Annotated in this window: 12 protein-coding genes; 10 read left to right on the forward strand and 2 right to left on the reverse strand. The window is 74.9% G+C overall.

Annotation, left to right across the window (positions count from 1 at the left end):
• Positions 1-20 precede the first annotated feature (20 nt).
• From AB0B41_RS13515 to AB0B41_RS13535, 5 genes are all read left to right on the forward strand, one after another.
• The gene (locus AB0B41_RS13515; protein WP_358202523.1) at positions 21-1,454 is read left to right on the forward strand and encodes a substrate-binding protein; all 1,434 of its coding nucleotides are present in this window, start codon (positions 21-23) and stop codon (positions 1,452-1,454) included.
• A gap of 84 nt (positions 1,455-1,538) precedes the next feature.
• Positions 1,539-3,089 (forward strand): amidase, encoded by a 1,551-nt coding sequence (locus AB0B41_RS13520; protein WP_358202525.1) that lies wholly within the window; start codon positions 1,539-1,541, stop codon positions 3,087-3,089.
• Entirely contained in the window at positions 3,086-3,781 is a 696-nt protein-coding gene (gene nthB / locus AB0B41_RS13525; RefSeq protein ID WP_358202528.1) for a nitrile hydratase subunit beta, read from the forward strand. The genes AB0B41_RS13520 and nthB overlap by 4 nt, the downstream gene beginning before the upstream one ends.
• 1 nt (position 3,782) lies before the next feature.
• Positions 3,783-4,397, forward strand: coding sequence for a nitrile hydratase subunit alpha (gene nthA, locus AB0B41_RS13530; protein ID WP_358202530.1), 615 nt, complete (start codon positions 3,783-3,785; stop codon positions 4,395-4,397).
• Complete coding sequence (locus AB0B41_RS13535; protein ID WP_358202533.1) at positions 4,394-4,801, forward strand: nitrile hydratase accessory protein; 408 nt, start codon at positions 4,394-4,396, stop codon at positions 4,799-4,801. Before nthA ends, AB0B41_RS13535 begins: the two co-directional genes overlap by 4 nt.
• A 56-nt stretch (positions 4,802-4,857) precedes the next feature.
• Here AB0B41_RS13535 and AB0B41_RS13540 read toward each other — a convergent pair whose 3' ends face one another.
• Positions 4,858-6,456, reverse strand: coding sequence for a phospholipase D family protein (locus AB0B41_RS13540; protein WP_358202535.1), 1,599 nt, complete (start codon positions 6,454-6,456; stop codon positions 4,858-4,860).
• A gap of 94 nt (positions 6,457-6,550) precedes the next feature.
• Here AB0B41_RS13540 and AB0B41_RS13545 point away from each other — a divergent pair, with 94 nt between their 5' ends.
• From AB0B41_RS13545 to AB0B41_RS13565, 5 genes are all read left to right on the forward strand, one after another.
• Entirely contained in the window at positions 6,551-7,159 is a 609-nt protein-coding gene (locus AB0B41_RS13545; protein WP_358202538.1) for a PadR family transcriptional regulator, read from the forward strand.
• A gap of 34 nt (positions 7,160-7,193) precedes the next feature.
• A complete protein-coding gene (locus tag AB0B41_RS13550) occupies positions 7,194-8,546 on the forward strand; it encodes an NAD(P)/FAD-dependent oxidoreductase (protein ID WP_358202540.1) in 1,353 nt (450 codons plus the stop codon).
• A 76-nt stretch (positions 8,547-8,622) separates the two neighbouring features.
• Positions 8,623-10,398 carry an aminodeoxychorismate synthase component I gene (gene pabB / locus AB0B41_RS13555; protein WP_358202542.1) on the forward strand — a complete coding sequence of 592 codons (1,776 nt, stop codon included), beginning with the start codon at positions 8,623-8,625 and terminating at the stop codon, positions 10,396-10,398.
• 238 nt (positions 10,399-10,636) lie between these two features.
• A complete protein-coding gene (locus AB0B41_RS13560) occupies positions 10,637-11,812 on the forward strand; it encodes an MFS transporter (RefSeq protein ID WP_358202545.1) in 1,176 nt (391 codons plus the stop codon).
• Entirely contained in the window at positions 11,809-12,552 is a 744-nt protein-coding gene (locus tag AB0B41_RS13565; RefSeq protein ID WP_358202547.1) for a PIG-L family deacetylase, read from the forward strand. The genes AB0B41_RS13560 and AB0B41_RS13565 overlap by 4 nt, the downstream gene beginning before the upstream one ends.
• Here the strand turns inward: AB0B41_RS13565 and AB0B41_RS13570 are convergent.
• On the reverse strand, positions 12,513-13,259 hold the full coding sequence (locus AB0B41_RS13570; protein WP_358202549.1) for a hypothetical protein: 747 nt from the start codon (positions 13,257-13,259) through the stop codon (positions 12,513-12,515). The two genes, AB0B41_RS13565 and AB0B41_RS13570, sit on opposite strands and share 40 nt — an antisense overlap.
• Positions 13,260-13,336: the final 77 nt, after the last annotated feature.

The following is a 13,336-nucleotide window of genomic DNA, read 5'->3' on the forward strand; positions in this document are numbered from 1 at the left end:
CGGGTGAGGGCGGGGTAGCAGTGGGGACCGTCGCGGTCTCGGCCGAGGAGTTCGCCGCCGTCCCACCCGAGGTGGTGTTCGACCGCTTCGGCGGCGGCAGCGGGGCGGGCTGGCTGTTCGACGCCGCCTGCGACCGAATCGCCGTCGGCGCCGTCGTCACACTGCGGGTCCCGCTGGGCGGGGCAGGGCCCGTCGACGTCCTCGGCCGGATCAGCGCACTGCGCCGACCCACCTCGCTGACCGTGAGCCACGACCAGCCCTGGCGCGGCCGGATCCGGCTCCGGTTCACCCCGGCGCCCGGCGGGACCCGGATCAGGCTGCACGCCGAGATCGACGAACGCGGGCTGGAGTGGCTGATGCGCCGGCAGGGCCTGCCGGTCCGGCCGGGTACCGCGGCGGGGCCCCGGATCGGCCTGCTGACCAGCAAGTCCGGGCCGGGCAGCCTCTTCGCCGCCGCCACCGAGAACGTGGCGACCCTCGCCCTCGAGGAGATCAACGGCGACGGCGGGGTCGCCGGCAAGCCCGTCGAACTGCTCGTCGCCGACGACGCGACCGATCCCGCCACCGGCGCCGTCGAGGCACTGCGGCTCGTCCGCTCGGGCTGCTCGACCGTCTTCACGATGACCACCTCGGCCACCTACGACGCGGTGTCGGCCGCCCTCGGCGACTCCGGGGCCCTCGTCGTCCAGTCGCACATGAACGAGGGCGGCGGGGAGAGCCGGCTGCGGATCCGGCTCGGTGAGCGGCCGGCCCGCCAGCTGGCCGCCGCGGCCGCCCCGCTGATGCGCGCGGCCGGGGGCCGTCGCTGGTTCCTCGCCGGCAACGACTATGTGTGGCCCCGGCAGGTCAACGCGGCCGCGCGGGCAGTGCTCCCCGCCGTGGGCGCCGAGCTGGTCGGCGAGCGGTACGCGCCGCTCGGCACCGAGGACTTCGCGCCCATCGTCGAGACGATCGCAGCCTCGGGGGCGGACGTCGTGCTCAACTCGTTCGTGGGGGCGGACTCCGCCGCGTTCGAGCGGCAGTGCCACGCCATGGGGCTGCGGGACCACGCGCTGAGCCTCGGCCCGGCGCTCGACGAGGTGACGCTGGAGCGGGTCGGCGCCCGGGCCGCCACGGGGATCCACGGGGTCTCCGGGTACTTCCAGCAGCTCGACACCGAGGGCAACGGCACGCTGCTGCAGCGCTACCGCGCGACCTTCGGGCCGTGGGCCCCGCCGCTGTCCACGTTGACCGAGTCCGTGTTCGAGGCGATCCACATGTGGGCGTCGGCCGCCCGGCGTGCCCGCACCACGGACCCGGGCCCGGTCGCCGACGCGATGCGCGTAGGGCGCTACGAGTTCCCGCGCGGCACGGTCACGCTCGACGGCACCGACCTGGTGCAGCAGCAGCTCTACCTGGCCGAGGCCCGCGGGACGAGCTTCGCCGCCCTGTGTCCGGCCGACGTCGCGGGGTAAACACCGCGTCAACGCGTCAAGAACCGTTGACATGACTCCACGGGAGTCCCTAGCGTCCTCGGGCGGATCCACCCGACCCGAGGAGTGCACGTGGCGATCCCTCCCCCCGATGCCGCCCGGCTGGCGGCGCTGAACGAGCACCACGCCTTCGGGCTGTCCGAGACCGAGCTGGCCGAGTACGCCCCGGCGGTGGCGGCCACCCTGGCCGCCACCGAGCGTGTCGAGGAGCTCTACGCCGCGACCGCCCCGGCCGCGCCGGACCGGGCCTGGTCGCAGCCGGCGGACAACCCGCTCGGCGCCTGGTACGTGACCACCTCGATCCCCGGCGCGGCCGAGGGCCCGCTGGCCGGGAAGACCGTGGCGGTCAAGGACAACATCACCGTGGCCGGCGTGCCGATGATGAACGGCTCCCGCACCGTCGAGGGGTTCGTCCCGACCCGCGACGCCACCGTCGTCACCCGGCTGCTGGCGGCCGGCGCGACCGTCGCGGGCAAGTCGGTGTGCGAGGACCTCTGCTTCTCCGGGGCCAGCTTCACCTCCCACCCGGGCCCGGTACGCAACCCGTGGGATCCCGCGCGCAACGCCGGCGGCTCGTCGTCGGGCAGCGCGGCGCTCGTGGTCACCGGCGCGGTGGACCTCGCGGTGGGCGGTGACCAGGGCGGGTCGGTGCGCATCCCGAGCGCGTTCTGCGGCGGGGTCGGGCACAAGCCCACCCACGGCCTGGTGCCCTACACCGGCGCGTTCCCGATCGAGCAGACCATCGACCACCTCGGCCCGATGACCCGCACCGTCGCCGACGCCGCCGCGATGCTCACCGTGCTGGCCGGGGTCGACGGGCTCGACCCGCGCCAGCCCACCGCGCTCGACGCCGTCGACTACACCGCGGCGCTCGCCGACCCTGCCGGCGGGCTGCGGATCGGCGTGGTCGGGCAGGGCTTCGGCACCCCGGTCAGCGACCCGGGCGTCGACGAGGCGGTGCGCGCCGCCGTCGAGACCCTGCGCGGGGCGGGACTCACAGCCGAGGAGGTGTCGATCCCCTGGCACGCCGACGCGATGGCCGTGTGGAACGTGATCGCCACCGAGGGCGCGGCGTTCCAGATGCTCGACGGCAACGGCTACGGCATGAACTCCCAGGGCCTCTACGACCCGGAGCTGATCGCCCACTACGCCGCCGGCCGGCTCACCCACGGCACGCACCTGTCCAAGACGGTCAAGCTCGTCGGGCTCTCCGGCCGCTACACCTTCGAGCTGGCCGGCGGGAAGTACTACGCGATGGCCCGCAACCTGGCCCTCGAGCTCCGCAAGGCCTACGACGACGCGCTGTCGGCCCACGACGTGCTGGTCATGCCGACGCTGCCCTACACCGCCCGCGAGCTGCTGCCGCTCGACGCGCCGCTGGAGACCTACCTGCCCACCGCGCTGTCGATGATCGGCAACACCGCACCGTTCGACGTCACCGGCCACCCCGCCGTCAGCGTGCCCGCGGGCCTGGTCGACGGGCTCCCGGCCGGGCTGATGATCATCGGGAAGCGGTTCGACGACGCGACGGTCCTGCGCGTCGCCCACACCTTCGAGCAGGCCGTCGGCGGCTTCCCCGCCCCGCCGGCCCTGACCACGGCGGGAGGCCGCGCGTGAACGGCGTCTTCGATCTCGGTGGCACGGACGGTCTCGGTCCGGTCCGCACCGACCCGGACGAGCCCGTGTTCCGCGCGGAGTGGGAGAAGGCCGCGTTCGCGATGTTCGCGACCTGCTTCCGCGCGGGGTTCTTCAACGTCGACCAGTTCCGGCACGGCATCGAGAAGATGAACCCGGCCGAGTACCTGCTGTCGAACTACTACGAGCACTGGACGCACACCGTCGAGCACTACGCCCAGCGGGCGGGCGCGATCGACCCGGCCGAGCTCGAGGAGCGCACCCGGTACTACCTGGAGAACCCGGACGCACCGCTCCCCGAGCGCAGCGACCCGGAGCTGCTGGCCTTCGTCGACGGCGCGATCAAGGCGGGCGCACCGGCCGCCCGGGAGTCCGACAAGGTCGCGAGGTTCGCGGTGGGCGACACGGTGACCGTCGCGACCGACAGCCCCGAAGGCCACACCCGGCGGGCCCGGTACATCCGCGGGCGCACCGGCGTGATCACCGGAGCGCACGGCACGTTCATCTACCCCGACACCGCGGGCAACGGGCTCGGCGACTGCCCCGAGCACGTCTACACCGTGAAGTTCACCGCCACCGAGCTCTGGGGCGACGGGACCGGCGACCCGAACGCCGTCGTCTACTTCGACGTCTGGGAGCCCTACCTCACCCCCGTCTCTCCCGAAGGAGCCTGACATGGCCGAACCGACGGACACCCCGCTGCGCTCCCAGGAGGAGATCGCCGCGCGGGTCAAGGCCCTCGAGGCCCTGCTGATCGAGAAGGGCGTGATGACCACCGAGGCCGTCGACCGGATGGCCGAGGTCTACGAGAACGAGGTCGGGCCGCAGCTCGGCGCGCAGGTCGTCGCCCGGGCGTGGACCGACCCGGAGTTCAAGGCGCGGCTGCTGGAGAACGCCACCGCCGCGTGCGCCGAGATGGGCATCGGCGGGCTGCAGGGCGAGGACATGATCGTCGTGGAGAACACCGACACGGTGCACAACGCGATCGTCTGCACCCTCTGCTCCTGCTACCCCTGGCCGGTCCTGGGCCTGCCGCCGAACTGGTACAAGGCCCCGGCCTACCGGGCGCGGATCGTGCGCGAGCCGCGGAAGGTCCTCGCCGAGGACTTCGGCTTCCCCGTTCCCGACGACGTCGAGATCCGGATCTGGGACTCCAGCGCAGAGCTGCGCTACTGGGTCCTGCCGCAGCGCCCGGCCGGCACCGAGGACCTCGGCGCCTTCGAGCTCGCGGCGCTGGTCACCCGGGACTCGATGATCGGCGTCGGCCCGGTGAAGGCGGTGGGCACGTGAGGCCCGACGCGACCGAGCTCGGCGACGCCCGCCGGCGCGTCGAGCAGCTGGTCTGCGGAATGCCGGGCGGCGACGCCGACTCGCGGTCCTTCGAGGAGCCCTGGGAGCTGCGGGCCTTCGCCATGGCGGTCGCGGCCTACCACGAGGGCCACTACGAGTGGAGCGAGTTCCAGCTCTCGCTGGTCGAGTCGATCCGCCGCTGGGAGGAGGGCGAGGGCGGCGAGCCGTGGAGCTACTACGTGCACTGGCTCGAGGCGCTGGAGACCGTCCTCGCCGCGAGCGGGGCGCTCTCGGACTCCCTCGCGCTCGACGAGCGCACCCGCCAGGTGCTGACCACGCCGCGCAACGCGAACCATCACCACGCCCACCGGGAACCCGTCGCGGTCTCGCCCGCGACCCGGTGAGCACGACCTGACCCCCGCCCGGCCCGCCGCGCCCCTCCCGGCGGGCCGGGCGGCTCTCACCAGCGGTTGCGGAGACGGTCGCGCCAGGGGCGGCCGTCGGGGTCGTAGAGCAGGCGGTAGGCGGGGACGGCCCAGAGCCTGGTCGGCCGCGAGAGGCGTTCGGGCTCGTGGTGGCGCAGCTGACCGGGCGGGCGCGGGCCGTGCCGGCCGCCGCGGTGCCAGTCGTCGAGCGCGGTCGCGGCCTCCTCGACGGCCCGGACGGCGGAGGCCGGGTCGACGAGGTCGGCGTCCCCGTCGTTCCCGTCGCCGCCGTCGGTCCGTTCCAGGTGCTCGCGCAGCAGCCGCAGGCGCAGCGCCCGGGCGAAGGTCCGTGCCCCGTCGCCGAGGCCGCCGGGATCGACGGGCGCGCGCTCGTCCCGGGCCTCGTCCAGCACGGCGGCGGTGAGCTCGCTGTCGTGGCTCCACGAGCGGCGGTTCAGGTTGGCGCTGCCCACCGCGGCCCAGACGTCGTCGACCACGGCGACCTTGGCGTGCACGTACACCGGTGTGCCGTCCCGGTTCTCCAGGTCGAACACGTGCACCCGGTCCGCGGCGGCCCGCCGGCACGTCTCGATCGCCTGCAAGCGACCCACCTGGTTCGGCGGCAGCGCGAGCCGGCCGTCGACGTCGGGATGCCGCGGCACCACGACCAGCAGGTGCAGGTCGGGGCTGCGGCGCAGCGCCGCGGCGAACAGGTGCGCGACGTGCGGCGACCACATGTACTGGTCCTGCACGAAGATCAGCCGGCGGGCCCGGCGCAGCGCCTTCGCGTACCCGCGCGCCACCGACCGCTCCCCGCGGGGCGCGAACGGGTAGCCGGGGCGGATCGCCGGGTAGGTGCGCAGGACCTGGACCGCGGCCGTGCCGGCGGGCCCCAGATCGGCGGGCCGCCCCGGGAGCGGGTCGGCGCGCAGGTCCGCGTGGCGCACGGTGTCGCGGAGCCGCGCGACCGGGTTGTGGGTGTCGAGCGAGTGCGGGTCCTCCCACCGCTCGCGGAAGACCTGGTCGAGCAGCCCGACGGCCGGCCCGCGCACCTCGAGCTGCAGGTCGTGCCAGGGCGGGGTGTCCCCGTAGGCGGGGTTCATCGGCAGGGCCTGCCGGTCGCCGCCGTGCGCGTGGTCGTCGCGGCGGGAGTGGCACAGGTCGATCCCGCCGACGAACGCCACGTCCCGCGCCGGATCATCGGGCCGGCGCAGCACCACCAGCTTCTGGTGGTGCGATCCCGCCCGCCGCACGCGCTCGTCGAGGAGGACCTCCCCGCCGGCCTCGCCCACCTCGTCCCCCAGCTGCCGGTTCTCCTGCTCGCTGTAGGCCAGCTCGTCGGAGTGGGAGCGCCACATCAGCCCCTTGACGACGACGCCGCGCCGCGCGGCCGCGGCGAACAGCTCGCCCACCGTGGGGCCGTCCGGCGTGAGCCGCTCGTCGGCGTCGCCGCGCCAGTCGGTGAAGAACAGGTGGTCGCCCGGGCCGAGTGCGGACACCTCCTCGACCAGCCGCGGGAAGTAGCACGCCCCGTCGACCAGCGGGCGGACCACGTTGCCGGTGCACCAGGCCGGCAGCCGGCAGGCGGGGTTGCCCCGCTCCCCGTCGCCGAGGAACCAGTCGTCGAGCCCCATGCGCGCACCTCCCGGCCGGACTCTCGCGCCTCGGCACGGATCCGACAACCCGGGAGGCTTGCTTAGTGTCATAGACACTAGTAGCGTCGACACTATGACCCAACGGTCCGGACTCGCCCTCGCCGTACTCGCCCTGGCGGCGGAGCGGCCGATGCACCCGTACCGGATGCAGCAGCTGATCCGTGAGCGCGGCAAGGACCAGGTGATCAACGTCGGGCAGCGGTCCCAGCTGTACAAGACGATCGACCGGCTGGTGCGGGACGGTCTGCTGGTCGAGCAGGCCACCGAGCGGGAGCACGCCCGGCCGGAGCGCACGGTGTACACCGCAACCGAGGCCGGGGTGCGCACGGCGGTGGAGTGGACGGTCGAGATGCTCGCGGCCCCGCGCCGCGACTTCCCGGAGTTCACCGCGGCGCTGGCCTACCTGCCGTTGATCACGCCCGACGTGGCGCTCGAGGCGCTCGAGACCCGGCTCGCGGGCCGCCGGGCCGAGCTCGAGCGGCTGCGCGCCGACCTGGCCGGCGCCGGGCACCTGCCCCGGCTCGTGCTGATCGAGGGCGAGTACGCCGTCGCCGTGCTCGAGACGGACGTCCGCTGGGTCGCCTCCCTCGTCGACGACCTGCGCAGCGGGGCGCTGACCTGGGACCGGGAGGAACTGCTCGAACTCGCCGAGAAGTTCGAGCCGCAGACGTTCGAGACCTGATCGACGACACCGATCGACGACTCCGGGGGGAGCCATGTCGAAAGAGCTGAGGACCATCGTGATCGGGGCGGGCACCGGGGGGATGTGCCTGGCCCACGGCCTGCGGCAGGCGGGCATGGAGGTCGCCGTCTACGAGCGGGACCGCACCCGCACGGGCGGCCTCAACGGCTACCGGGTGGGCATCTCGCCCAACGGCGCCCGGGCGCTGAAGGCCTGCCTGCCGCGGGACCTGTTCGACACGTTCGTCGCCACCACGGGCCTGCCCTACACCTACCTCACGATGTACACCGAGCGGTTCCGCGAGCTGGTCGGCATGCGGTTCGACGACCTGCCGCAGAGCGGGGACCGCCCCGAGGACCGCGACCACAACGTCAGCCGGATGACCCTGCGCCAGGTGCTGTTCACCGGTATGGAAGACGTGATCACGTTCGACAAGACGTGCACGCATTACGAGCAGCACGCCGACGGCACCGTCACCGCCCACTTCGCGGACGGCGACTCCGCCACCGGCGACCTGCTGGTCGGTGCCGACGGCGCGAACTCCCGGGTCCGGAAGCAGTACCTGCCGCACGCGAGGCACACCGAGACCGGGCTCGTGGCCATCGGCGGGAAGGTGGCGCTGAACGGGCGGAACGCCGACCTGCTGCCCGAGCGGGCGATGGACGGGATGTCGATGCTGTTCGACCGGCGCGGACAGTTCGGGATCGTCCACGCGATGCGGCTGCCCTGGCGGGACGGCGCCCCGCGCGAGGGCATCGGCGCCAGCGACGCCACGCTCATCGGGCGCTGGCCCGGGCTGCGCTACGACAACACCACGGACTACCTGTCCTGGGGCCTGTCGACCTCGCGCAGCCTCGCAGCGCCCGAAGTCCTCGACCGCCGCGGCGAGGACCTGCACCAGACGACCCTGTCCCTCACCGAGGACTGGGACCCGCGGTGGCGGGAGCTGGTCGCGACCTCGGATCCGACCGCGGCGCTGGCGTTGAGCATCCGCACGTCCGAGCCGGTGCCGGCGTGGGAGCCCAGCAGCGTCACCCTGGTCGGCGACGCGATCCACACCATGACGCCCGGCCGCGGCGCGGGCGCCAACACCGCGCTGCGCGACGCCCGGGAGCTGCGGGACCGGCTCGTCCGGGTCCGCGACGGCGACCTCACCCGCGACGAGGCCGTCGGCGGGTACGAGGAGCTCATGCGCCGGTACTCCGCCCTGGCGGTGAAGGAGTCCCTGGAGTTCATGAACGACGACGGCACGGCCCGCCGCCCGGTCGTCGGCCCGCTGAGCGTGCTGGCCCAGCGCACCGCCCTGCGGGTGGTCAACCACCTCCCGCCGGTCAAGCGCCGGATGGCCGCGGGGATGCAGAAGCTGCGTGACTCCGAGCTGGTGTGACGCGGGTCGGTGCGGGGAGGCTGCCGGAACCGGCATCATGCGGTGCCCGCCCGTTGCCCTCCCGAGGAGCCCGCGCATGTCCGGATCCTGGGCCCGCGTCGACGACCTCGTCGCGGGTACCGCCCGGCTCTTCGCCCGTGCGGAGGCCGAGCTGGTCGCGTGGCGGCCGGAGGAGGTCGCGGGCGTGCTCGACGAGCTGCAGCGGCGTACCGACGAGGGTTGGTGGGCGTTCGGGATGGTGGCCTACGAGGCCGCCGCCGGGCTCGACCCGACGCTCGTGACCCGCGAGCCGGTCGACGGGCTCCCGCTCGCCTGGTTCGGCCTCACCCGCGAGTCGCACCCGGTGCCGGTCGTGGCGCACGGTCCGCGCTCGCCGTTGTCGGCCGGGCCCTGGGAGCCGGAGTGGGACGCCGCGGCGCACCGCACGGCCGTCGGGACGGTGCGGGAGCGGATCGCCGCCGGCGAGACCTACCAGTGCAACCTCACCACCCGGCTGACGGCGCCCGTCACCGGCGACCTCACGCAGCTCTACCGGGACCTGGCGCTCGGCCAGCGCGGCGCGCACCACGCCTACCTGGACACGGGCCGGTTCGTGGTCGCGTCCGCCAGCCCGGAGCTGTTCTTCTCCTTGCGTGGCGACCGGATCCTCATGCGCCCCATGAAGGGCACCGCCCCGCGCGGCCGTACGACCGCCGAGGACGCCGAGGCGGTGGCCCGGCTGCGCGGCAGCGCGAAGGAGCGGGCCGAAAACGTCATGATCGTCGACCTCGTGCGCAACGACCTCGCGCGCCTCGCCCGACCGGGCACCGTGACCGTGCCGCGCCTGCTCGGGATCGAGCGGTACCCGACCGTCCACCAGCTCACGTCGGACGTGACCGCGCAGCTGCGACCCGGCGTCGGGCTCACGGAGATCTTCCGGGCGCTCTTCCCGTGCGGCTCGGTCACCGGCGCACCCAAGGCCCGCACCATGCAGCTGATCCGCGAGATCGAAGCGAGCTCGCGTGGCGTCTACTGTGGAGTGGTCGGAGTCGTCGCGCCCGCCGGTCACGCGGAGCGCGCCCGCTTCTCCGTCGCGATCCGGACCGTGGTGGTCGACCGCGAGCGGGGCACCGCGACCTACGGCACCGGCGGCGGCGTCACGTGGGGGTCCGATCCGGCGGCGGAGTACGCGGAGCTGCGGGCGAAGGCGCGGGTGCTCGACGTCCGACCCGAGGACTTCCACCTCATCGAGACGATGCGACACGAGGCCGGGACCGGGCTGCAGTCGCTCGCCGCCCACCTCGCCCGGATCGCCGACTCCGCCGGCTACTTCGGCTTCCGGTTCGACGCGCCGGCCGTCCGCTCCGCCCTGGCCGCGCGCCTCGCCGGCTGCGGCGACGCCCGCGTCCGGCTGCGGTGCTACCGGGACGGCACGTCCGGGATCGACGTCGAGGACCTCCCACCGCCTGCGTCCGGGCCGGTCCGGCTGGTCCTGGACCCCGAACCCGTCGACTCGACGCAGTGCTGGCCGCACCACAAGACCAGCCGCCGCGCGCCCTACTCGGCGCGGCTGGCCCGCCACCCCGAGGCCGACGACGTCCTGCTCGTCAACGAGCGCAGCGAGGTCACCGAGTCCTGCACCGCGAACCTCGCCGTCCGGCTCGACGGCGAGTGGTGGACGCCCCCGCTGGGCAGCGGCTGCCTGCCCGGGGTCGAGCGGGGCCTGCTGGTGGCGGCGGGACGCCTGCAGGAACGCGCACTCCGGCCCGGCGACCTGCTCCGCGCAGAGGAGCTCGCGTTGGTCAACTCGCTACGCGGGTGGCGCGTCGCGACGCTGACGAGCGCACCGGTCCCCAGCGGGCATTCCACCTGACCCGATGATCATCAGGAGCTGAGGGCTCCCACGGCCTGTCCGGCGAACCCCGAGCTTCTGGTGATCATGAGTTCACGCTGGTCAGCAGGGGTCGTGAGTGGCAGGTGCCCCTCTAGGGGCAGTTGCCACTCACGGGTCGGGGCAGCGGGCTGACAGCGGCATGTCGGGTGGTGACAGCGCGCTGCAAGGTCCGCGTCCCACGCTCCTTCCACGACAGGACGAGCGGAGGGAGGGACGGATGGCCATCCGGGTGATCGAGGAGAGAGGGACAGGGGGCGCGACCGCGCTTCCGCCCGCGCCGGTGGCCGTGCTGGGCCTGGGCTCCTTCGCGATCGGGACGGACATGTTCGTCCTCGCGGGGGTGCTCACCCGGACGGCGGCCGACCTCGCGGTCGCGCCCTCCGAGGCCGGTCTCGCGCTGGCGGTGTACGCAGGCACCTACGCGATCGGCGCCCCCGTGCTCGGCACGCTGCTCGGCGGGCGGCGGCTCCGACCGCTGCTGCTCGGGTCGATCGCGGCGGTCGGGGTCGCCGCCGTGGCGACCGCGCTCGCGCCGAACCTCGGTGTGCTGATGGCCGCCCGGGCGCTCGCCGCGCTCGCGGCCTGCGTGCACGTCCCGGCCGCCGCGGCGGCCGCGCTGGCCGCGGTGCCCGCCGAGCGGCGGGGGCGCGCGGCGGCGGTCGTGCCCGCCGGGTCGTCGCTCGCGATGGTCGTGGGGGCGCCACTGGGGGTCGTCCTCGCCGACGTGGCGTCGTGGCGCGCCGCGTTCGCCCTGGTCGCCCTGCTCGCCGCCGGCGCCGGTGTCGGTCTGTGGCACGCCGGGGCCGGCGCCGCGGACCTCCCGAGGACGACGGCCCGCGAGCGGTTGCGGCCGCTGGGGTCGCCGGCGGTCGTCGGCGTCCTGGGCGTGTCCGCGCTGCTCATGGCCGGCTCGCAGGCGGTGCACGCGCACCTCGACGTCCTGCTGACGGGCGGGCCGGGGCCGGTGCTCGCGGCCATGGGCGTCGGCGGGGTGCTCGGGACGTGGTGCGGCGGCATCGCCGCCGACCGCTGGGGCGGCCACCGGGTGGTGATCGTCGCCGCGGTCGGGCTGGCCGCGGCGCTCGTCGTCGTCACGGCCGACCCGGGCGCCCTCGGGCTGCTCCTCGCGGCCGTCGGCTGGGGTGCCGCCGCCTGGGCCTGCATCCCGGGCCAGCAGCACCGGCTGGCCGGGCTGACCGCCGGCCCGCTGCCGGTCGTGCTGGCCCTCAACGGCACGGCCGTCCATCTCGGTTTCGCCGCCGGCACGCTGCTCGGCGGCCTCGCGCTCGACGCCCCCGGCGGGGGCGTGGACGCGGTCCGGCTCGTCGTCGCGGCCTGCTGCGGCGCCGGCCTGCTCCTGCACCTGCTGTTGACCAGAAGGGACCGATCATGATCACGACCGCCGACCGCGTCGCCGAGCTGGGGACCGTCCTGGGCATCTGGGCGCACCCCGACGACGAGGCCTACCTGTCCGGCGGCCTGATGGCGCTGGCCCGCGCCCACGGGCAGCGGGTGGTCTGCGTGACCGCCACCCGCGGCGAGCGCGGGACCTCCGACCCGCAGACCTGGCCGCCGGACCGGCTGGCCGACGAGCGCACCGGCGAGCTGGCCCACTGCCTGGGGATCCTCGGCGTGCGCGAGCACCGGTTCCTCAACTACCGGGACGGCGAGTGCGCCGACGCGGACGCGGAGGTGGCGATCGCCCGGCTCGCCGAGATCGTCGACGAGGTCCGCCCGGACACCGTGCTGACCTTCGGCCCCGACGGGATCACCGGGCACTCCGACCACCGGACCGTGTCCGCGTGGACGAGCGCCGCCGTCGAGCGGGCCGCGCCGCCGCACACCCGGCTGCTGCACGCCGCCGTGCCCGCACGGCACGCCCGGCGGTGGGCCGGGGTCGACGCCGAGCTCGGCGTGTACGAGCCGGGGTACCCGCTGGTCGTCGAGCAGGACCGGCTGAGCGTCGACCTGGCGCTGCCGCCCATGGTCGCCGCGCGCAAGGTCCGCGCGCTGGCCGCGCAGACGACCCAGACCGCGGGCCTGATCGAGGCACTGGGCCGGGAGCGGTACACGGCCTGGGTGAGCGAGGAGTCCTACCTCGAGGCGGAGCGGGCGCCGCTGGTGCCCGCCTGAACCCGGTCCGCGCGGGTCACGGCCTCGCGGGCCAGCCGGAGGATCTCCGTCCGGTCGGGCACCGGCCCGTCGGGTGACCGGACGGGCCGCGCCCCGGCGACGGCGGGCGCGTCGGGGGCGCGGTCGGCGGCGGCGTCGATCAGGGTCGCCGTCCGGTCGTCGCCGAGGGTGCGCAGCAGGTCGGCGAGGTTGCGCAGGGTGGCCCAGAGGTGGGTCCAGTTGCCGGTGCGGGCGAAGCCGTCGACGACCCGGGTGTAGCCGCGCAGGGCGTCGTGCACCCGGCCGGCCCGGGCCAGTACCGCCAGGAGCCCGACGCTGGCCACGCCGGCCAGGAACGTCGCGCCGACGCCGCGGGCCAGGCGCAATGCCGTGCGGTAGTGGGCCTCGGCCGCCGCGAGGTCGCCGGCCAGGCCCTCGATCTCCCCGGCGACGTACGCCGCCCACGAGCGCATCGACGGGGACACGGCGGCCGCCGTGCCCCGCCCGTTGAGCTCGCGGGCCGTGTCGAGGTCGCCCGCGTACGCGGCCGCGAGGGCCGCGATCCCGCGGCACTCCCGGTGCTCCCCGACGGCCGCGACGGCGGCCAGGGCGTGCTCGGCCGTCGCCTCGAACTCGCCGCGGGCGAGGGCGACCACGGCCAGCGCCATCCGGCCGTACCAGGCGTCGCCGGCGTCCGGGCCGCGCTCCATGCCGTGGTGGCTCGTCAAGAACTCTGACGTACGTCGAACTGCGTACTACCGCGCCCCGACGACGAGTGTGACGCTCGGCGCACCTCGACGTCAGG

The sequence above is a fragment of the Pseudonocardia sp. NPDC049154 genome (genome assembly GCF_040648315.1).
Taxonomy (GTDB): Bacteria; Actinomycetota; Actinomycetes; order Mycobacteriales; family Pseudonocardiaceae; genus Pseudonocardia.

Bases quoted from the DNA above. Each gene is read 5' to 3' on its own strand.
- nthA (WP_358202530.1), top strand. From the start codon at position 3,783: ATGGCCGAACCGACGGACACCCCGCTGCGCTCCCAGGAGGAGATCGCC.
- AB0B41_RS13540 (WP_358202535.1), bottom strand. From the start codon at position 6,456: ATGGGGCTCGACGACTGGTTCCTCGGCGACGGGGAGCGGGGCAACCCC.
- AB0B41_RS13545 (WP_358202538.1), top strand. From the start codon at position 6,551: ATGACCCAACGGTCCGGACTCGCCCTCGCCGTACTCGCCCTGGCGGCG.
- AB0B41_RS13550 (WP_358202540.1), top strand. From the start codon at position 7,194: ATGTCGAAAGAGCTGAGGACCATCGTGATCGGGGCGGGCACCGGGGGG.
- pabB (WP_358202542.1), top strand. From the start codon at position 8,623: ATGTCCGGATCCTGGGCCCGCGTCGACGACCTCGTCGCGGGTACCGCC.
- AB0B41_RS13560 (WP_358202545.1), top strand. From the start codon at position 10,637: ATGGCCATCCGGGTGATCGAGGAGAGAGGGACAGGGGGCGCGACCGCG.
- AB0B41_RS13565 (WP_358202547.1), top strand. From the start codon at position 11,809: ATGATCACGACCGCCGACCGCGTCGCCGAGCTGGGGACCGTCCTGGGC.